We start from the raw sequence: 18,337 nt of genomic DNA on the forward strand, positions 1-18,337 counted from the left end.
TCGGCCGGTGGGGACCTCGGGGGTCCCCACCGGCCGGGTTGTCACGCGGTGCGCTTGTACTTCTTGATCGAGCTGTCCTGGGCGATCGAGTCGGCGCCCTTCTGGCACTGGTCGAGGAACTCCGCCGGGCCGATCCGGCCGCTGAAGAACTCGCCGCACGCGGCGTCGACGAGGTTGCGCTCCAGCTTGCGGTAGTAGTTGTTGTAGACCCAGTTGAAGCCGTTGGTGCCGGAGGCGTCCAGCGCCTTGACCACGGTGCTCAGCCCGTACGGCAGTTCGACGCCGTCGGTGGCGCCGGCGACCACGGTGAGGCTGGAGACCTTCTTCGTGAAGTCCTGGGCGCCCTTCTTGGACAGCATGGTCCGGAAGTACTCCAGGCCACCGGCGACGTTCTTCGCCTTCGCCGGCACCATGAACGGCTCGCCCGCGGTGCCCCGGATCGCCTCGAACGGCAGCTTGTCGCCACTGCCCAGGCTGGGCGTCGGCTGGACGGTCATGTTGAACCCGGCCGGCGTGACGTCCTTCTGCTCGCTCTCCAGCCAGGAGCCGCAGGAGATGAAGGCGGCCTTGCCCTGGCACCAGGCGGTCTGCGACTGCTTGTGGTCCAGGCCGGGCGAGCCCTCCAGGATGTACTTGTCCTTGACGATCTGGTGCCAGGCGTCGGCCGCCGCCTTCATCGCGTCGGACTTCCACGCGTTCGGCTCCAGGTTGTCGATCGCGGTGGCGACCGACGGTCCGCCGAACTTGATCGCGGTGGCGATCAGCGGCCAGCTCATGTAGCGCGGGTGCAGGCCGGCGTACGTCCAGGGGGCGATCCCGGCGGCCTTGATCTGCTTGCAGAGCGCGATGTGGTCGTCCCACGTCTTCGCGTACGACCAGTTGCGCTCGCCGAACAGCTTGGTGGAGTGCCAGATGCCGTAGGCGGTGTAGGTGTAGTTGAACACCAGGAACTTGCCGTCGTACGAGCCGACCTCGACCGCGCCGGGCAGCAGGGTGTCCTTGACGGTCTTGCCGGGGATGTCGAGGCTCGGGGCGGCGAGCAGCTCAGCGAGGTCGGCGAGGGCGTTCTGCGAGACCAGGCCGTTGAAGTCGATCTGGCCGGCGCCGGAGTTGTTGACCACGTCCGGCGGGGTGCCGTCGACGAAGCGCGGCTGGAGGGTCTTGCCGATCTCCTGCGTGGACGAGTGCTTGATCTCGGCCTTCGGGTACTTCTCCTTGTACATGGCCTCGTGGGCCTTGGCGTACTCCTCGCCGAAGCCGCCGTTGAAGATCACCACCTCGAGCGGCGCGTCCTCCTTGACCCCGAGGGGGTTCTGCTCGCTCTTGGTGCCCTTGTAGGTGCCGCCGTCGGCCTTGTCGTCGCCACCGCCGGTGGCGCAGCCGGCGAGCAGGCCCGCCGCGGGGGTGGCCAGCAGGCCGGCGGCGGCGGTGCGCCGCAGGATCTCACGCCTGTTCATGAGCTCTCCTCGGTTCGGGTGGGGCGGATCGCCGATGACATCCGGTGGCGTCCGCCGGTCGAGGCACGTTGATTCTCTTCAGTTTGCCTGTTGTTGCTGAAGAATTTCTACGGCAGGAGCGCGCCGACTTCAAGACCCGGCGGCCGATCCGTTATCACCACCGGCCGCACCGCGCTGGCATAGCCTGAGCGCATGCGCCGCCTGGGCCAGCTCGCGGAGCGGACCCCGGCCGGGCGGGAACGCTACGTCGACCTGCTCCGCGCGCTCGCGATCACCATGGTCGTCGCCGGCCACTGGGGCGTCACCGTGATCGGCCGGGACCAGGCCGGCCGACCGACCGGGCACTCCGCGCTCGCCGACCTGCCGTGGGCGTACCCGCTGACCTGGCTGGCCCAGGTGATGCCGGTCTTCTTCCTGGTCGGCGGCTACGCCAACGCGGCGTCCCTGACCCGCCACCGGGCCCGCGGCGGCGACGCGGCCGGCTGGCTGCTGGACCGCAGCGCCCGGCTGATCCGCCCCACCAGCGCGCTGCTGCTGGTGCTCACCGTCGCCGCGGGGCTGGGCCGGCTGCGCGGCACCGACCCCACCCACCTGCGCACCGTGATCTGGTTCGCCACCATCCCGCTGTGGTTCCTGGTCGCCTACCTGCTGGTCGTGGCCCTCACCCCGCCGATGTACGCGCTGCACCGCCGCTACGGGCTGGCCGTGCCGCTGGCGCTCGTCGCCCTGGTGGCGCTGGGTGACCTCGGCCGGCTGACCGGGCCGGCGACGCTGGCCGACGGCAACTACCTCTTCGGCTGGCTGGCGGTGCACCAGCTCGGTTTCGCCTGGTACGACGCCCGCACCCCCGCGACCGGACCACCGTCCGAGCCATCCGGGCCGTCCGGGACCGCACCGCCCGACCGGGCAGGGACGGCCGCCCCGCACCCGCCGTCGGGGTCCGACCGGCGGGGCGTACGCCGGCGACGGCTGCCCACCTCCCGGCCGACGGCGCTGGCGCTGCTGGCCGGCGGCCTGGCCGCGCTGATCCTGCTCACCGTCGTCGGGCCGTGGCCGGTGGCGATGCTGAACGTGCCCGGGGAGCGGCTGGACAACGCCTCGCCGCCGAGCCTGGCGCTGCTCGCCCTCGCCGCCGCCCAGCTCGGGCTGATCCTGCTGCTGCGCGCCCCGGCGCGGCGCTGGCTGCGCCGGCCCCGACCGTGGCGGGTGGTGATCGCGGTCAACCTGGTGGTGCTGACCGTCTTCCTCTGGCACCTGACCGCCGCCGTGCTGCTGATCGGGCTGCTCGACGCCGTCGGACTGCTGCCCACCCCACGGGTCGGCTCGGCCGCCTGGTGGGGCTGGCGGGTGCCCTGGCTGCTGCTGCTCGCCGTGGTCCTGGCCGTGCTGGTCGCCGTCTTCGGCCCGATCGAGTCGCGCAGCGCCCGGCACCGCACCGGGCGGCGGGGCGGCCGGGGCGGCCGGGTCCGCACGGCGCTGACCGTCGCCGGGTACGCCGCCGTCATCGGCGGGCTGCTGGTCAACAGCACCACCCCGAAGGACGCCCCGGAGCCGCTCGGCACGCCCGTCCCGGCGCTGGTGGCGTACCTGGCCGGGGCGGGCGTGCTGCGGCTGCTCAGGTCTGGGTGGGGAAGCCGAGGTTGACCCCGCCGTGGCGCGGGTCGAGCCAGCGACTGGTGACCACCTTGCCCCGGGTGAAGAAGCGCACCCCGTCCTCGCCGTGCGCGTGCAGGTCGCCGAAGAGGGACGACTTCCACCCGCCGAACGAGTAGTACGCCATCGGCACCGGGATCGGCACGTTGATCCCGACCATGCCGACCTCCACCTCGTGCTGGTACCGGCGGGCGGCGCCGCCGTCGTTGGTGAAGATCGCCGTGCCGTTGCCGTACGGGTTGGCGTTGACCAGCTCGACCGCCTCGTCGTACGAGCCGACCCGGACGACGCTGAGCACCGGGCCGAAGATCTCATCGGTGTAGATCGACATGTCCGGGGTGACCCGGTCGAACAGGGTCGGGCCGAGCCAGAAACCGCCGGACTCCCCGTCCGGGGTGACCTCCCGGCCGTCGACCACCGGCACCGCGCCGGCCGCCACGCCCGACTCCACGTAGGAGCGGACCCGCTCGGCGTGCGCGGCGGTGACCAGCGGACCCATGTCGCAGCCGCGCCGGCCATCGCCAGTGCGCAGCCCGGCCATCCGTTCGGCGATCTTCGCGACCAGGGCGTCGGCGACCGGCTCGACGGCGACCAGCGCCGAGATCGCCATGCACCGCTCCCCCGCCGAGCCGAAGCCGGCGTTGACCGCCGCGTCCGCGGCCAGGTCCAGGTCGGCGTCGGGCAGCACCACCATGTGGTTCTTCGCCCCGCCGAGCGCCTGCACCCGCTTGCCGGCCATCGCGCCGCGCTGGTGCACGTACCGGGCGACCGGGGTGGAGCCGACGAACGACACCGCCCGCACCGAGGGATGGTCCAGCAGCGCGTCGACCGCCTCCTTGTCGCCGTTGACCACGTTGAGCACGCCGCCGGGCAGGCCCGCCTCGGCGAACCACTCGGCCAGCAGCAGCGCGGCGCTCGGGTCCTTCTCGCTCGGCTTGAGCACCACCGCGTTGCCGCAGGCCACCGCCACCGGCACAAACCACAGCGGCACCATCACCGGGAAGTTGAACGGCGAGATCACCGCCACCACGCCCAGCGGCTGCCGGATGCTGTACGAGTCGACCTCGGTGGAGACGTTCTCGCTGAACCCGCCGCGCAGCGCCGACGGGATGCCGCAGGCGTACTCGATCACCTCCAGGCCGCGCTGCACCTCGCCGGCGGCGTCCGCGAGCACCTTGCCGTGCTCGGCGGTGATCACCTCGGCGAGCCGGTCGCGGCGGGCGTGCACCAGCTCCCGGAAGGCGAACAGCACCGCCGTGCGCTTCGCCAGCGACGCGTCCCGCCAGGCCCGCGCCGCGCGCTCGGCCGCCTCCACCGCGACCGCGACGTCCCCGGCCGAGGCCAGCTCCACCTCCCCGGTACGCCGGCCGGTGGCCGGGTCGAAGACGTCCCCGCGCCGCTGGGAGCCGCCGGAGACCCGCTTGCCGTCGACGAAGTGCCCGATGACCGCCACGTCGTCCACCCCACTCACTGGACCACCCTCCGTTCGCGACTGCGGGGCTCGCAGGACCGGCTCACTCCTCGCGCTCACAGGGTCACCTCCGCCGCGGCGCAGGAGCGGATGGCGTCGACGAGGATGGCCAGCCCCTCGCGGGCCTCGTCCTCGGTCAGCGTCAGCGGCGGGCCCATCCGCAGCACGTTGCCGTGCAGGCCGCCCTTCCCGGCGAGCAGCCCACCGGCCCGGCACGCCTCGAAGACGCGGGTGGTCAGCGCCGGGTCCGGCTCGGTGCCGCCCCGCCGGACGAACTCGACGCCGAGCATCAGCCCCTTGCCGCGTACCTCGGCGACGCAGTCGAGGCCGGCCACGGCGGCGCGCAGGCCGTCGGCGAGGATCGCACCGGTGCGGGCCGCGTTGGCCTGCAGGTCGTGGTCGCGCAGGTAGTCCAGGACGGCGTTGCCGGCGGCGGTCGAGATCGGGTTGCCACCGAAGGTGGAGAAGCTGATCGCCGGCACCGACTCCAGCACGTCGGCCCGGCCGACCACGCCGGCGAGGGCGAAGCCGTTGCCGACGCCCTTGGCGAAGGTGAGCAGGTCCGGGGTGACGCCGTGCGCCTGGTAGCCCCAGAAGTGCTCGCCGGTACGCCCCCAGCCGGTCTGCACCTCGTCGGAGATCAGCAGGATGCCGTGCTCGTCGAGGACCTTCTTCCAGGCGGCGAAGAGCCCGTCCGGCGGGGCCACGAAGCCGCCCACGCCCTGGATCGGCTCGGCGATCAGGCAGGCCACGTCGCCGGCGGTCTGGGTGGCCAGCACCTCGCGCAGATCCTCCACCGCCGCGTCGATCCGGTCGCTGGCGTCGAGCCGGGCCAGGAGGCCGCGCAGCCGCTCGCCGGAGTGCAGCCAGGCCACCTGGAGCGGGTTGAGCGCGCTCGCCGACCAGCTGCGGTTGCCGGTGACGCCCATCGCCGCGTACGACCGGCCGTGGTAGCTGTTGCGCACCGCCAGGATCTGGTGGGAGCGGCGGTGGTTGGTGGCGACCAGCAGGGCGGCCTCGTTGGCCTCGGTGCCGGAGTTGGTGAAGAAGACCCGGGCGTCCGGGATGCCGGAGAGCTGGGCGATCTTCTCCGCCAGTTCCACCTGCTGGCGGACCAGGTAGAGCGTGGAGCTGTGCACGATGCCGGTACGCAGCTGGCGCTCCACCGCCTCCCGGATCTCCGGGATGTCGTAGCCGATCATGTTGGTCAGCACGCCGCCGAAGAAGTCCAGATAGGTCCGGCCCTGCGCGTCGGTCACCCGGCGACCCGAGCCGGACACCAGCTCGATCGGTTCGGCGTAGTAGAGCGGCATCCAGGACGGGAGCACGGCCCGGTGTCGGGCCAGCAGGTCGTCGGAGGTCATCGTCGCACCCTTCAGCGGCGGCGGATTCGCGTTCCTCGCACGCTTCCAGCACCCGGCGACAGGGACAACTGTCACTGTGTAGCGCAGCCGGGGTGGCGGCCTGACAGCGCGTCAACCCGCTCGATGCGGTTTTCGGGGCCGACCGCCTCCTTTGCAATCCTTTCCGGTGGACATCCGACCGATCCGCGACTCATTCCGCACGGCGGCGGCCGGCTGGACCGCTCGCCCTACGCTGGGCCGGTCCCCCGGGTTGCAGGAGGTCCGACATGCGGCTGGCGCAGACCATCGCGGAGCTGGAGCGGACGGCCGCGCGGGAGGTGGGCCGGGGCAGCGAGCGGCTGGCCGTACCGGCGGCCGGCGGCCTGCTCGCCGCCGCCCGCTCGCTGGTCGCGGCACCCGACGCCGCCGTCCTCACCGGGTTCTACATCCCCGCCGCCGACCCGCCCGCGGCCGAGACCGACGGTCCGATCGGGGCGGTCCAGCTCGCCGCCGCGCTGCGGGCGCTCGGCGGCGAGGTCCGGCTGGTCACCGACGCGCCCTGCGCGCCGGTGGTCGCCGCCGCGCTCGGGGCCGGCGCACCGGACGTGCCGCTGGACGTAGCGCCGGTCCAGGGGTACGACGACTGGGCCGGCACCGTCCTGCCCCGGTACGCCGCGCTGTCGCACCTGATCGCCTGCGAGCGGGTCGGCCCCGCCGTCGACGGCCGTCCGTGCAACATGCGGGGCGAGGACATCGGCGCCCACACCGCGCCGCTGGACCGGCTCTACGCGACCGGTTCCGCCTACCGGATCGGCATCGGCGACGGTGGCAACGAGCTCGGCATGGGCCGACTGCCGGCGGAGCTGGTGGGCCGGGTGGTGGACCGGGGCGAGCGGATCCACTGCGTGGTCGGCTGCGACGCGCTGCTCGTCGGCGGCACGTCCAACTGGGCCGCCGCGGCGCTGGTGGGCGCGCTGGCACTGCTGCGCCCCGAGGTGCCCGCCCTGCGCGACCTGCTGCACCCCGACTGGTCGTACGGCGTGCTGACCGAGATGGTGACCCGGGCGGGCGCGGTGGACGGCGTACGCCGGCGGGCCGAGGTCAGCGTCGACGGCCTGGACTGGCCCGCGTACGCCGAACCGCTGACCCGGATCGCGGAGCTGGTCGCCGCGGCGGGTTGACCGGCGGGCGTCGGTCTCAGGTGGTCGCGCGGCGCTCGGCGGCCGTCGGACGCGGCCGGGGCCGGGTGCGCGGGGCGCCGGCCGCATCCTCCGGCGCGGGCCGGGCCGAGTCCGGCGCGGGCCGGGTCGGCGCTGCCGGGGCGGGGCCGGCCGACGCGTCCGGGAGGGCGCCGGCCGGGGCCGGTTCGGCGCGGCGGCGGCGCGGCAGGTGCAGGGCGGTGGCCAGCAGCGCGAAGGCGGCCCAGCCCCCGGTCAGGGCGACGACCGGCGACCCGTCCTGGAGATAGTGGTAGGCGGTGAGGAACCCGACCAGCGCGAGGCTGTTGCGGGCGAAGTGCCGGCTGAAGTCGACCAGTTGGCGACGGGCCTCGACGGCGACCAGCACGCCGGAGTAGGGGAAGGTCACCACCATCCCGCGCAGCAGCTGGCCGAGCAGGCCGGTGAGCACCGCCCCGGCGAAGATCACCGCCAGCTTGGCCGGGGCGGGAAGGCTGTCCCGACGGGCGTCGACCGGCCGCTGCGGTGCCGCGGCGACCGCCCGGGCGCGGCGGCGCAGCACCACCATGGCGAGCAGCCACAGCGCCATCGTGCCCGCCAGGGCCGGCCCGAACGGCACCGGGACCGCCAGCAGGCCGGCGCTCAACGCCACGTAGGCGGCGATCCCGGCCAGGTCGGCCAGCAGGATCGGCCAGCGCAACCGGTGGTGGGTCAGCGCCACGGTGACGAAGAAGAGGTTGAGGCCGAGCACGCCGAGCAGCTGGGCGCCGTCGACCCGGTGGCCCGTGGTGACCAGGGCCAGCGTCATCGGCAGCGGCAGGCTGTAGACGAACGCCCGCAGCCGGACCGAACGGATCACGCTGACCGCCCAGACCACGGCGGTCACCAGGAGCACGGCACTCCACGTCATGGCTGGCCCATCTCCGCTCCACCGCCGGCCGGCACGGTCAGTCCTGGAAGGTCGCGACGTTCGCGCACAAATCGAACACCCGGGTGAGCCGGTCGATGTCGGCGCGGTTGACCGAGAACTGGTTCTCGCTGATCTCCCCGTGCGCGCTCATCCTGGCCTCCCAGCAGCTCGAGCCGTCCCAGAGTGTCAGATTGACGTGCAGGTGGGGGCTGACGACACCCAGTGGCAGCAGCCCCACCCGGACCCCGGCCCGGCGCTGCTTCTCCACCAGCTCGACCAGCTCGTCGGAGAGCGTGGCGTAGGCGAAGACCCGGGTGATCCGCACCCCACGCGCCAGGGCCGCCAGGTTCGCCTCCCAGTAGCGCCGCCCGATCTCGCTGCGCCACCAGCTCAGCTCGCCGCTGGCTCGCGGCGTCAGGTTGGTCAGCCCCTGCAGGCTCCGGGTGCAGTCCCGGGTGGCGCCGATCAGGTCCTCGTCGTCGTCGCCCCGCCGGACCACCCGCCCCACGGCGAGCTGCTCGGCCTCGATCCGGAACTGCTCGTAGCGGCGCTGCGCCTCCTCGGCGACCCGGGTGCCCGGGTGCCGCTCAACCGCCTCCCGGACGGCGACGACGATCTCCGGCGCGCCCTGCACCAGCCAGGGTGGCCCGTCCAGCAGCGTACGCAGGTGGAACCGGCGCTCCGCGCGGGCCAACGAGTCCACCAGCAGCGAGATGGTGATGCCCATCAGCCCGGCCAGCAGCGACTCGACGCCGCTGGCGGCGTTGGTCAGGTCGAGCGTGACGGAGAGCGCGATCGACAGGGTGATGCCGATCAGCGCCACCGGGTCGGTGTGCGCCACCAGCCGGACCAGTCCACTGGCCGACCCGGTACGCCCGGTGGAACGTCGACGGAGCACGTCGCCAGTCATCGCAGCCCCCGATCTCGTCAATGCGCCCAGCGTAGTGCCGATCCACAATGGCCCCTCCTGGCCACGGCCGTCGGTACGATGCGCATGTGCGGATCGCGGACGTGGCGCTGCCGAACTGCCCGGCGGACGCGTCGCCCGCGCAGCTCGCCGGAGGGGTGCGGGCGTGGGTGGAGTCCTCGCCGTTGCGGGCGCTGGTCGCCCGGTTCGGCGGCGAGTGGCCGACCGGCGACCTGACCGCCGTGCTGACCGGGCTGGACGACTTCTCTGCCCGGCACTGGGATTTCCGGGGCGGTCGGGAGCGCCCGGAGGCGCGGGAACCGACCCTCGACCCGACCACCGCCGCGCTGGTGCTCACCACCGCCGAGGCGCTCGGCCTGGTCCGCCCCGTCCGACCGGCCCACCCCCGGTACGCCCACCTGGTGGTGCTGGGCGGGCTGGCGCACGCCTGCCTGCGGCGCGTGGCGTTCGCGGCCCACCTGGTGCGGCACGGGCCGGCGGTGGACGGGGAGGTGGCCGTGCTCGGCAGCTTCCGGCCGCTGTCCGAGGTGGAGCGGGACGTGCTGGCCGGGGCGGGGATCGCGGCCGACACCGAGGTGGAGGCCCTCGACGCGGCGGTCCGCGCGGTCCTCGGGGTCGCCGCGCCCGACGAGGAGGACGGGCACGACGCCGGCCACCCGCACCACTCCTGGTCCGCGCGGACCTACCGGTCGGACGGGCTGCCGCCGGTCCGGGTGCTCGCCGCCCCGTCCAGCGAGCCGGAGCGGCGGCGCGCGCACACGGCGGACACCCAGCGGTTCTGGGCCGGGCACGTCCGGCTCTCCCCCGGCGACGCGCTGCTGGTGGTGACCGCGCCGATCTACGTGCCGTTCCAGCACTGCGACGCCCTGCGCACCCTGGCGGTGCCGTACGGCTGCGCGATCGACACCGTCGGCGTCGACCCGGCCCTGCCCGACCTGGTCCGGCTGCCCGAGCCGACCCTCACCCCGGGGCGCTACCTCCAGGAGATCCGCTCGGCGATCCGCGCGATGCGGGCCCTGCACGAGGTGCTCGGCTGACCCACGCCGCGCACGGGCCGCTCGGGTCAGGGGCCGCTCGGGTCCAGGGCGTCAGGCGTCGGCATGCCGCGCGAGTGCCGTCCGGGTCGCGGAGACGAAGTCCCAGAACAGCGGCCAGGTCGTCTGCTTGCGTCCGTCCCAGGTGTTGGTGCCGAACATCGCCGCGCGCAGCGGCGTCGTCAGCTCCAGTTGCGCGCCCGCCCTCGACGCCGTCCGGTTGCAGATGTTGCGCGGGCTGGTCCCGTCGATGGCCCGGTTGACCCGCCGGGCGACGGTGATGTTCACCTTCGCCAACTCCCGGCGCAGCAGGTCCCGCAGCCTGGCGTCCAGCCCGCCGATGACGACCGCCTCGGTCCCGTCCGGCTCACCGGCCTGCCGGGTCGTGCAGCCGTGCAGGGCGACGGCGTGGCGGACCCCACCGCAGATCGACTCCGCCCACGGGTCGTCGCAGTTCACCGAGGTCACGTGCAGGGCGGCGTTGCCGGAGCCGAGCAGCCCCTCGAACATCCAGTAGTGGTGCAGGCCCTTGCCGTCGGTGCTCGGCTCCAGGGTCGCCGGGTGGTAGCCGGCGACCGCGAGGCACAACTCCGACGTGCCCACCTCGATGCCGCCACCGTGCGGCGCGAGGACCGCCGTCCGCGTCGTCCCGGTCGTGCAGTCTGGCTGCTCGTCCGGGGCGCATCGATGGCAGCAGCGCAGGGCGTACTCGACGCCCTCGACGAGGCCCGCGGTGGCGTACAGCTCGGTGTTGGAACCGTACCGGTCGGTGGGGTGCGCGCGGTGCCGGCTCGGGCGGGGACCCTCGGGATCCCCGGCCCGATCCTCGGCGGAGGTCACCGCGCGGTGTCGGCGACCGCTTGGGCGAAGACCTCGGAGCGGTGCTCCCAGTTGCGGAACCGCCCGTAGCTGGGCGCGGCCGGCGAGAGCAGCACCACCCCGCCGGGCGGGGTGAGCTTGCGGGACAGCCCGACCGCCGCGACCAGGTCCTCGGCGAGTTCGGTACGCACCGCCGGCAGCCCGGCCAGCGCCTCGACGATGCGGGGGCCGCTGTCCGGGATGCCGATCACGGTGATCTCCCGCTCGGCCAGGTGCGCGGCGAGCGGGCTGTAGTCCAGCCCCCGGTCGGTGCCGCCGACGATCACCGTCAACGGCCGCCCCTCGTACGCGTCGATCGCGTGCATGGCCGCGTACGGGCTGGTGGCGAGGGTGTCGTCGACGAAGGTGAGCCCGGACGGGTCGGCGATCTCAGTGAGCCGGTGGGCCAGCCCCTGGAACTCGGCGACCGCCACGGCCAGGGTGTCCTTGCGGGCCACCACGTCCACGTCGAGCGCGTCGAGCGCGGCCAGCGCCACGCAGAGGTTGCCCTCGTTGTGCCGGCCGACCAGCGGCAGCACGGCGCGCGGGAAGAGCGGCTGCTCGGCCAGGTGGAACCAGGGCGTGCCGTCGGGGCCGGTGGCCACGTTGGCGGTGTCCGGCCGGCCGGCACGCACGGCGGCCCGGTCGCCCAGTTCCACGGCCAGCCGCGGGTCGGCGCCGTTGACCACCACGGTCCGCGGGCCGTACGCCAGCAGGTTGAGCTTGTCCCGGTAGTACTCCGCCTCGCCGCCGTGCGCGTCGAGGTGCTCGGGGAAGAGCGCGGTGACCACGGCGACGCGCGGCGAGTCGGTCAGGTCGGTGCACTGGTAGCTGGAGAGCTCCAGCACGTACAGGTCCGCCTCGGGCAGGTCCAGGGTGGGCACCCCGATGTTGCCGCCGAAGACGTTCGGCCGGTCCACCGCGGCGAGCAGGTGGCTGATCAGGCTGGACGTGGTGCTCTTGCCCTTGCTGCCGGTGACCCCGACGGTCCGCTCGGCGTGGTCGGCCATCCAGAGCGCGGTGCCCTGGGTGATCGTGGCCGCCCGCGCCCGCAGCTCCACCATCCACGGGTGGGTGTTCGGCACGCCCGGGGAGCGGACCACCACGTCGGCCGCGGCCAGCCGGTCGAAGCCGGCCTCCCCGGTGATCAGGGGCGCGGCCTCCGCGAGCGGACCCTCCCAGGGCAAGGTGAGGAAGTTCGCGCTGTCGTCCACGGCGACCAGGCCGGCGGGGCCGTGCGCGGCGATGGCGGTCACGGCGGCCCGGCCCTCGCGGCCGGCCCCCCAGACGGCGACGGTACGTCCGCGCAGGTCAGACAGGCGCACGGGCTCTCTCCTCGGGGCTCTCGACGGCGTGGCACGGGCACGGTCCGGCACAGCCGGACACGGCCGGACGAACCAGGGCCTAGTATGGCGTGTGCCCAACGAGCAGCTCCGGCGGATGGACGCCTTCACCTTCCCGTCCTACTCGATCGACCTCGCCACCGGCGAGGCGTTGTTCGACTACAAGCTGACCGGTCCCGACGGCGAGCAGCGGTTCACCGAGGTGATCACCCTGCCGCTGCCCGCCGACCCGCCGTCCGACGAGACCGTGGCCACCCTGGGCCGGGTCCTGGAGCTGCTGCACGTGGTCGCCGGGGTCAGCTACTACAAGGCCGCCGCGCCGCGCCGGCTGGTGCTGCCGGCGCCGCTGGGCGCGGCCGCCGCCGAGCTGGTCACCGCCGTCTACACCAAGGGCCTGGCCGAGTACGCCTACCGCAACCAGCTGCCGCACGTGCTCGAGCTGCGCCCGGAGGTGCCCTCCGGCACCGTCTCCCCGGCCCGCGAGTACGACGACTCCGACCGTCGTCCGCTCTCGGCGGTCGGCGGCGGCAAGGACTCCATCGTCAGCCTGGAGGCGCTGCGCCGGGCCGGCTTCGACCCGGTGCCGTTCTCGGTCAACCCGAACCACGTGATCGTCTCGGTGAACGAGGCGTCCGGGCTCACCCCCCTCGCGGCCCGCCGGCGGATCGACCCGGTGCTGTTCGACCTCAACGCGGCCGGCGCGCTCAACGGCCACATCCCGGTCACCGCGATCAACTCGCTGATCGCGGTCGCCACCGCCGTGCTGCACGGGCTCGGGCCGGTGGTGATGTCCAACGAGCGCTCCGCGTCGGACCCGAACCTGATCTGGAACGGTCACGAGATCAACCACCAGTGGTCCAAGGGCGTCGAGGCGGAGGGGCTGCTGCGGGCGGCGCTGGCCGAGCACGCCGGTCTCACCGAGCCGTACTTCTCGCTGCTGCGCTCGCTGTCGGAGCTGCACATCGCCCGCCTCTTCGCCGGGATCGACCGGTACGACGCGGTGGTGACCAGCTGCAACGCCGCGTTCAAGCTGCGCGACGCGAGCGAGCGCTGGTGCCGCGACTGCCCGAAGTGCCGGTTCGTCTTCCTGGCCATGGCGCCGTTCATGCCGCGCGAGCGGGTGGTGCGCATCTTCGGCGGCGACCTGCTGGCCGACCCGGCGCAGATCCCCGGCTACCGGGAGCTGCTCGGCGTGGACGGGCACAAACCGTTCGAGTGCGTCGGCGAGGTCGAGGAGTCGGTGGTGGCGCTGAGCCTGCTCGCCGAGCAGGAGCAGTGGCGCGACGCTCCGGTCGTCCGCGCCCTGGTCGACGCGGTCCCCGAGACCGCCTGGTCGGCGGCGGCGGCCTCGGACGTCTTCACCCCCGGCGGCCCGAACTTCGTCCCCGCCCCGTACGCCAAGGCCCTCACCGCCCTCACCTGACCCCCGTCCCGTCCCCGTTGATCATGAGTTTGGCGGGGACAGAACGGGCGGATTCGCGGTCAACCTCATGACCAACAGCGTCGCCGGCGGCCCGGGCACGCGCGTCAGGGGGTGCGGATGGCGTCGAGGGCCAGCAGGGCGACGTGCAGGGAGAGGCAGGCCTCGACCGAGTCGAGGTCGACGTCGAGGATGCGGGCGATGCGGGCCAGCCGCTCGTAGAACGCCGGCCGGGACAGGTGCGCCGCCGCGGCCGCCGCCGACTTGTTGCGGCCCTGTTCGAGGTACGCCCGCAGGGTGCCGAGCAGTTGGTCGCGGGGGTGCCGGGCGTCGTGGGCGAGCAGCGCGCCGAGTTCCCGCTCGACGAAGGTCTGCACCCGGGGCTCGTCGCGCAGCAGGTGCAGCAGCCCGGCGAGCCCGACGTGGGGTAGCCGGAAGATGGGCAGGTTGCGGCGGTCGCGGCGGGCCGCGTCGGCGATCTGCCGGGCCTCGATCAGCGACCGCCGGGCCTCCCGCAGGCCGCCCACGCCGGAGCCGGCGGCGACGATCACCGCGTCCGGCGGTACGGCGCCGGCCAAAGCGGGACGGGCCGGGGCGGCGTCGAGCCGGATCCGGCGCAGGGCGGCGGCGAACGCGGTCAGCGCCCGCTCCTCCGCGGCCGGATCGGGCAGGGCGAGCAGCGCGCCCACCGCCTGGTCGTCGACGGCGCTGGTCAGCCCGGTCAGCTTCGCCTCCCGCAGCGCCTGCCCCACCGCCTCGGCGAGATCCCGCAGCCGCGCCGGGCCGGCCTCCGGGGCCGCCTCGGCCGCCACCGTGCTCTCCCCGGCGGCGCCCTCGGCGGCGGGGTCGTCGAGGCGGTGCCGGACCACCACCCCGACCAGGTGCCGGCGTTCCAGCGTGACGCCGAGCGCCCGCGCCCGCAGCGCGACCTCGTCGACCGGGCGGGAGTGGTCGAGCAGGGCGGTGAGCAGGGTGCGGTGGATCTGCCGTTCCAGGCCCTCGGCGTCGCGCCGGATCAGCCGGCCCAGCGCCAGGGTGGAGGCGGCCCGCTCCACCAGGATCGTCAGCCGGGTCGGCGGGGTGCCCGCCGGTCGCCCGCCCAGCGTGGTCCCGGCGGCCAGATCGCCCCCGCCGGGCCAGCGCAGCAGCAGCCGACCCCAGTCCTGCCCCCGCGCGCCGACGGTGGTCACCAGCCAGCCACTGTCGGAGTCGTACGCGGTGCGCCCGGCGGGACGGATCCGTCGGGAGTGCTGCTCCCAGCCGTCCAGCAGCAGCTCGGCGCTCTCCCCCGCCGGGTCGTACGCGAGCACCTGCCGGGACAGGTTCTCCAGCACCACCGGGCAGCCGGCCAGCTCGGCGGCCTGCCGAACCACCTCGGCCGGGCCGGCGCCCTCGACCGACAGCTCGGTGAAGCGCTGGTGGATCTCCTCGGTGGCCCGCAGCTCGGTGAGCTGGGCGTCGACGATCAGCGCGTGCACCGCCTCGGTGATCCGGACGAACGGGGTGGCCCGGCGCAGCTCGACCAGGGGCAGGCCGCGCCGCTCGGCGGCGGCCGCCATCACCCGGGGCACCCCGCTGACGTACCGGCGGCCCAGCTCGACCACCAGCCCGGAGACGCCGACGTCGGCCAGGTCGCCGATGAAGGCGCGCAGGCCGGCGTCGTCGGCGGGCAGCCCGATGCCGGTGGTGAGCACCAGCTCGCCGCCGCCGAGCAGGGTGGCGATGTCGGGCACCTCGGCGACGTGCACCCAGCGGACCGGTCGGTCCAGGCCGGCGTCCCCGGCGACCAGGCGCGGCGCGCCGTGGCGGACGGGATCGAGGGCAAGGACCTCACGGACGGTAGGGAACACGCGCGACACGCTACCGTCCGTGACCCCGGTCCCGATACCTGCTGCTCAGTGGGGGCGGCACGCCCCCGACGGTCACCAGCTCGCGGTCCAGCCGTACCAGCCAGCGCCGAGGGGCCAGAACATGGGCGACTCGAAGGAACCGTTGTGCAGGGAGGGGCTGGGGCCGCCCGGCAGGTAGGCGAAGCCGGCGTCGTTGAAGATGGCCCCATTCTTCTCGTAGAAGATGACCCCGCCGGGCACGAGATAGGCGGTGGTGATCCGGTAGCTGCCGATCCGGGCCGGCGCCTCCACCCGGTCGAACCTCGTCGCCGCAGTCGGCTCGGGGAGGCGGGCCACGACCGTCTCGAACGCACCCCGGCTCAGCTCCCAGCGGGAGTGCAGCGGGGCCCGCGTCACCAGCAGCGCCAGGGTGACGGCCGCCATCACCGGGGCGACGAGCAGCCACCACGGCCACGTCCGGCCGGCACGGTGTGACAACTGCGCCCCGACGGTCCAGAGCACTGCCGCCACGGCGAGCACGGTGAGGCCGATCAACGCGACGATCACCGAGAAGCCAGGAACGCTGAACGCCCAGAGCAGGACCAGCGCCCCGCAGCCCCCGACCGCGTGGGCGGCCCACACCACGCGACGGATGCTCGCGGCCAGGCTCACGCCGCGACCCTACCGGCCCGGTGGCCGGCCGTGAGGGCTCAGAGCGGGTCGTCGCGGCCCAGCTCCCAGCAGGCCACCGCGGTGGCGGCGGCGACGTTGAGCGAGTCGACGCCGCGGCGCATCGGGATGACCACCCGGGCGTCGCTGGCCTCCATCGCGGCCCGGGTCAGCCCGGCGCCCTCCGCGCCGAGCAGCAGCGCGGCGCGGGCCCGCTTGGCGGCGTCGAGGCGCTGGATGGGCACCGCGTCCGGGGCCGGGGTCATCGCCAGCACGGTGAAGCCGGCCGCCCGTACCTCGGCGAGCGCGTCGGGCCAGGGCTCCAGCTTCGCGTACGGGACGGCGAAGACCTCGCCCATGCTGACCCGTACGCTGCGCCGGTAGAGCGGATCGGCGCAGGTCGGCGAGAGCAGCACCGCGTCCACGCCGAGCCCGGCCACCGCCCGGAAGATCGCGCCGAGGTTGGTGTGGTTGTTGACGTCCTCCAGGATCACCACCCGGCGGGCGGTGGCCAGCACCTCGGCGGCGGCCGGCAGCGGCTTGCGGCGGAACGAGGCGAGCACGCCCCGGTGCACGTGGAAGCCGGTGGCCCGCTGGAGCACGTCCGGGGTGGCGGCGTAGACCGGCGCGTCGCCGGTGTCGAGGTCTGCGAGCTGGTCGACGCGCTTGGCGTCCACCAGGTACGACCGGGCCGGGTAGCCGGCGCGCAGCGCACGCCGCAGCACCAGCTCCCCCTCGGCGATGAACAGCCCGTGCGGGGGCTCCCAGCGGGTACGCAGCTCGACGTCGGTCAACGCGCGGTAGTCGGCGATCCGGTCGTCGTCGGGGTCGGTGATCTGGTGGACGGGCACGGCGACGATTCTGCCGGGTGCCCGCGGCGCGGCGGCCGGGGCGGGTCGCCGGGGCGACCCGGGCCACCCTCACCCCGCCGCAGGCTCATAGCGCAGCAGCACGGCCCGGCCGTCGAAGACGCGCGACCCGGCCAGCCGCAGGTCCAGCCGCTCCGGGCCGCCGGGGAAGACCGGCCGGCCGCCGCCGAGCACGACCGGGTGCACGATCACCTGGTACTCGTCGATCAGGCCGAGCGCGGTCAGCGCGGCGGCGGCGCCGGAGCCGCCGGTGAGCAGCAGGTCGCCGCCGGGCTGCTCCTTGAGCGCGGTGAACTCCTTGGCGAGGTCGTCGCCGCCGACCACCTGCGCGTCCCACTCGGCCCCGGTGAGGGTCCGGGAGACGACGACCTTCGGGGTCCGCCGCCAGATCGGCGCGAAGGCCAGGTCGTGCGGGTGCGTCGACGTCGACTCGGCGCGCGGCCAGTACCAGGACATCATCTCCCAGACCTTGCGCCCGTAGGCGAAGGCGCCGGCCCGCTCGGTCAGCTCCAGGGAGTACGCGGACAGCTCCGGCCCCATCGACGGCCAGTCGAACTCGCCGTTCGGGCCCTCGATGAAGCCGTCGAGGGACTGGTGGACCCAGTAGACGACCTTGCGCATGATCTCTCCTCACGCCCGGGCGCCTCCGGTGGGCGCTCTCACCGGTGGGTCGGAGCGGGGCGCCGGTTCCCGACAGCTCGGCGGAGATTTTCTTGCCCGGGCCGGCTAGCGTGCCAAGGCATGGCCCGTCCCATGATCATCGCGCTGCTCGGGGTCGACGGCTCCGGCAAGTCGACGCAGGCCCGGGCGGTGGCCCGGCGGCTGTCCGAGCGGGGTGTCCCGGCGACGTACTTCGAGAACGCCGGCGGCCGCCCGCTGTGGAACCGGCTCGCCCACCGGCTGGGCCGGCGCGACGGCGTGCACCTGTTCGGCCGGCGCCTCTACCCGGCGCTGGAGGCGGCGGTGCGCTGGCTGGCCGTGGCCCGGGCGGTCGCCGGGGTCCGGCTGACCGGCCGGGTGGGCGTGATGGACCGCTGGACCTGGTGCCAGTACGTGATCATGCGAGCCCGTGGCGACCGTGGGGTTCGGCTGGTCCGGGCGGCGTACGCGCTCTTCCCCCGTCCCGACCTGGTCTGCTTCCTGGCGGTGTCGCCCGCGCTGGCGCAGCGGCGGGTGCACGAGCGGGGCATCGACACCGAGGAGCTGGGCCACCTGGCCGCGCTGGACGCCGCCTACCGGGCGCTGCCGGAGTTCGCCGACTTCCGGGTGCTCGACGGCGAGGCCGACCCGACGGCGGTCGCCGCGGCCCTGGACCGGCTGGTCCGGCCGGTGGTCACCGGCAGGTCCGGAGATCGGGCACGATCGGACGGCTAGG

General features: G+C 74.3%; 16 protein-coding genes. 5 read left to right on the forward strand and 11 right to left on the reverse strand.

All coding sequences use genetic code 11. From position 1 onward, the window contains the following. Nucleotides 1-41: 41 nt before the first annotated feature. Entirely contained in the window at nucleotides 42-1,457 is a 1,416-nt protein-coding gene (gene ngcE, locus ACTWM8_RS20550) for an N-acetylglucosamine/diacetylchitobiose ABC transporter substrate-binding protein (protein WP_446210468.1), read from the reverse strand. Between the two features lie 192 nt (nucleotides 1,458-1,649). On the opposite strand from ngcE, the gene ACTWM8_RS20555 reads away from it, so the two are divergent. Next, on the forward strand, nucleotides 1,650-3,101 hold the full coding sequence (locus tag ACTWM8_RS20555) for an acyltransferase family protein (RefSeq protein ID WP_446210469.1): 1,452 nt from the start codon (nucleotides 1,650-1,652) through the stop codon (nucleotides 3,099-3,101). Here the strand turns inward: ACTWM8_RS20555 and ACTWM8_RS20560 are convergent. After that, nucleotides 3,073-4,563: a CoA-acylating methylmalonate-semialdehyde dehydrogenase gene (locus tag ACTWM8_RS20560; RefSeq protein ID WP_446214612.1), complete on the reverse strand. Its 1,491-nt coding sequence runs from the start codon at nucleotides 4,561-4,563 to the stop codon at nucleotides 3,073-3,075. The genes ACTWM8_RS20555 and ACTWM8_RS20560 overlap by 29 nt on opposite strands. A 74-nt stretch (nucleotides 4,564-4,637) precedes the next feature. Next, nucleotides 4,638-5,945 (reverse strand): aspartate aminotransferase family protein, encoded by a 1,308-nt coding sequence (locus tag ACTWM8_RS20565; RefSeq protein WP_446210470.1) that lies wholly within the window; start codon nucleotides 5,943-5,945, stop codon nucleotides 4,638-4,640. 266 nt (nucleotides 5,946-6,211) lie between these two features. Between ACTWM8_RS20565 and ACTWM8_RS20570 the strand changes: the two genes are divergently transcribed. Continuing rightward, nucleotides 6,212-7,105 (forward strand): glutamate cyclase domain-containing protein, encoded by an 894-nt coding sequence (locus ACTWM8_RS20570; protein ID WP_446210471.1) that lies wholly within the window; start codon nucleotides 6,212-6,214, stop codon nucleotides 7,103-7,105. A gap of 16 nt (nucleotides 7,106-7,121) precedes the next feature. Here ACTWM8_RS20570 and ACTWM8_RS20575 read toward each other — a convergent pair whose 3' ends face one another. Beyond that, nucleotides 7,122-8,012 (reverse strand): hypothetical protein, encoded by an 891-nt coding sequence (locus ACTWM8_RS20575; RefSeq protein WP_446210472.1) that lies wholly within the window; start codon nucleotides 8,010-8,012, stop codon nucleotides 7,122-7,124. Between the two features lie 37 nt (nucleotides 8,013-8,049). Continuing rightward, the gene (locus ACTWM8_RS20580; protein ID WP_446210473.1) at nucleotides 8,050-8,922 is read right to left on the reverse strand and encodes a hypothetical protein; all 873 of its coding nucleotides are present in this window, start codon (nucleotides 8,920-8,922) and stop codon (nucleotides 8,050-8,052) included. 86 nt (nucleotides 8,923-9,008) lie between these two features. Between ACTWM8_RS20580 and ACTWM8_RS20585 the strand changes: the two genes are divergently transcribed. Beyond that, the gene (locus ACTWM8_RS20585) at nucleotides 9,009-9,977 is read left to right on the forward strand and encodes a hypothetical protein (protein WP_446210474.1); all 969 of its coding nucleotides are present in this window, start codon (nucleotides 9,009-9,011) and stop codon (nucleotides 9,975-9,977) included. A 51-nt stretch (nucleotides 9,978-10,028) separates the two neighbouring features. Here ACTWM8_RS20585 and ACTWM8_RS20590 read toward each other — a convergent pair whose 3' ends face one another. Both ACTWM8_RS20590 and murD read right to left on the reverse strand, forming a co-directional pair. Then, nucleotides 10,029-10,814, reverse strand: a complete 786-nt coding sequence (locus ACTWM8_RS20590) for a poly-gamma-glutamate hydrolase family protein (RefSeq protein WP_446210475.1) — start codon at nucleotides 10,812-10,814, stop codon at nucleotides 10,029-10,031. Then, nucleotides 10,811-12,157 (reverse strand): UDP-N-acetylmuramoyl-L-alanine--D-glutamate ligase, encoded by a 1,347-nt coding sequence (murD, locus tag ACTWM8_RS20595; protein WP_446210476.1) that lies wholly within the window; start codon nucleotides 12,155-12,157, stop codon nucleotides 10,811-10,813. Before murD ends, ACTWM8_RS20590 begins: the two co-directional genes overlap by 4 nt. A 91-nt stretch (nucleotides 12,158-12,248) precedes the next feature. On the opposite strand from murD, the gene ACTWM8_RS20600 reads away from it, so the two are divergent. Then, nucleotides 12,249-13,598 carry a hypothetical protein gene (locus tag ACTWM8_RS20600; RefSeq protein ID WP_446210477.1) on the forward strand — a complete coding sequence of 450 codons (1,350 nt, stop codon included), beginning with the start codon at nucleotides 12,249-12,251 and terminating at the stop codon, nucleotides 13,596-13,598. A gap of 104 nt (nucleotides 13,599-13,702) precedes the next feature. Here the strand turns inward: ACTWM8_RS20600 and ACTWM8_RS20605 are convergent, their stop codons facing one another. From ACTWM8_RS20605 to ACTWM8_RS20620, 4 genes are all read right to left on the reverse strand, one after another. After that, the gene (locus ACTWM8_RS20605; RefSeq protein ID WP_446210478.1) at nucleotides 13,703-15,445 is read right to left on the reverse strand and encodes a PucR family transcriptional regulator; all 1,743 of its coding nucleotides are present in this window, start codon (nucleotides 15,443-15,445) and stop codon (nucleotides 13,703-13,705) included. Between the two features lie 72 nt (nucleotides 15,446-15,517). Next, entirely contained in the window at nucleotides 15,518-16,096 is a 579-nt protein-coding gene (locus ACTWM8_RS20610) for a hypothetical protein (RefSeq protein ID WP_446210479.1), read from the reverse strand. 38 nt (nucleotides 16,097-16,134) lie between these two features. Continuing rightward, nucleotides 16,135-16,944 (reverse strand): TrmH family RNA methyltransferase, encoded by an 810-nt coding sequence (locus ACTWM8_RS20615; protein WP_446210480.1) that lies wholly within the window; start codon nucleotides 16,942-16,944, stop codon nucleotides 16,135-16,137. A 69-nt stretch (nucleotides 16,945-17,013) separates the two neighbouring features. Further along, nucleotides 17,014-17,583, reverse strand: coding sequence for a dihydrofolate reductase family protein (locus ACTWM8_RS20620; RefSeq protein ID WP_446210481.1), 570 nt, complete (start codon nucleotides 17,581-17,583; stop codon nucleotides 17,014-17,016). 120 nt (nucleotides 17,584-17,703) lie between these two features. Here ACTWM8_RS20620 and ACTWM8_RS20625 point away from each other — a divergent pair, with 120 nt between their 5' ends. Continuing rightward, the gene (locus ACTWM8_RS20625) at nucleotides 17,704-18,336 is read left to right on the forward strand and encodes a dTMP kinase (RefSeq protein ID WP_446210482.1); all 633 of its coding nucleotides are present in this window, start codon (nucleotides 17,704-17,706) and stop codon (nucleotides 18,334-18,336) included. Nucleotide 18,337 lies beyond the last annotated feature (1 nt).

This window comes from Micromonospora sp. IBSANI012 (assembly GCF_052814045.1).

Bases quoted from the DNA above. Each gene is read 5' to 3' on its own strand.
- ngcE (WP_446210468.1), bottom strand. From the start codon at position 1,457: ATGAACAGGCGTGAGATCCTGCGGCGCACCGCCGCCGCCGGCCTGCTG.
- ACTWM8_RS20555 (WP_446210469.1), top strand. From the start codon at position 1,650: ATGCGCCGCCTGGGCCAGCTCGCGGAGCGGACCCCGGCCGGGCGGGAA.
- ACTWM8_RS20565 (WP_446210470.1), bottom strand. From the start codon at position 5,945: ATGACCTCCGACGACCTGCTGGCCCGACACCGGGCCGTGCTCCCGTCC.
- ACTWM8_RS20570 (WP_446210471.1), top strand. From the start codon at position 6,212: ATGCGGCTGGCGCAGACCATCGCGGAGCTGGAGCGGACGGCCGCGCGG.
- ACTWM8_RS20575 (WP_446210472.1), bottom strand. From the start codon at position 8,012: ATGACGTGGAGTGCCGTGCTCCTGGTGACCGCCGTGGTCTGGGCGGTC.
- ACTWM8_RS20580 (WP_446210473.1), bottom strand. From the start codon at position 8,922: ATGACTGGCGACGTGCTCCGTCGACGTTCCACCGGGCGTACCGGGTCG.
- ACTWM8_RS20620 (WP_446210481.1), bottom strand. From the start codon at position 17,583: ATGCGCAAGGTCGTCTACTGGGTCCACCAGTCCCTCGACGGCTTCATC.
- ACTWM8_RS20625 (WP_446210482.1), top strand. From the start codon at position 17,704: ATGGCCCGTCCCATGATCATCGCGCTGCTCGGGGTCGACGGCTCCGGC.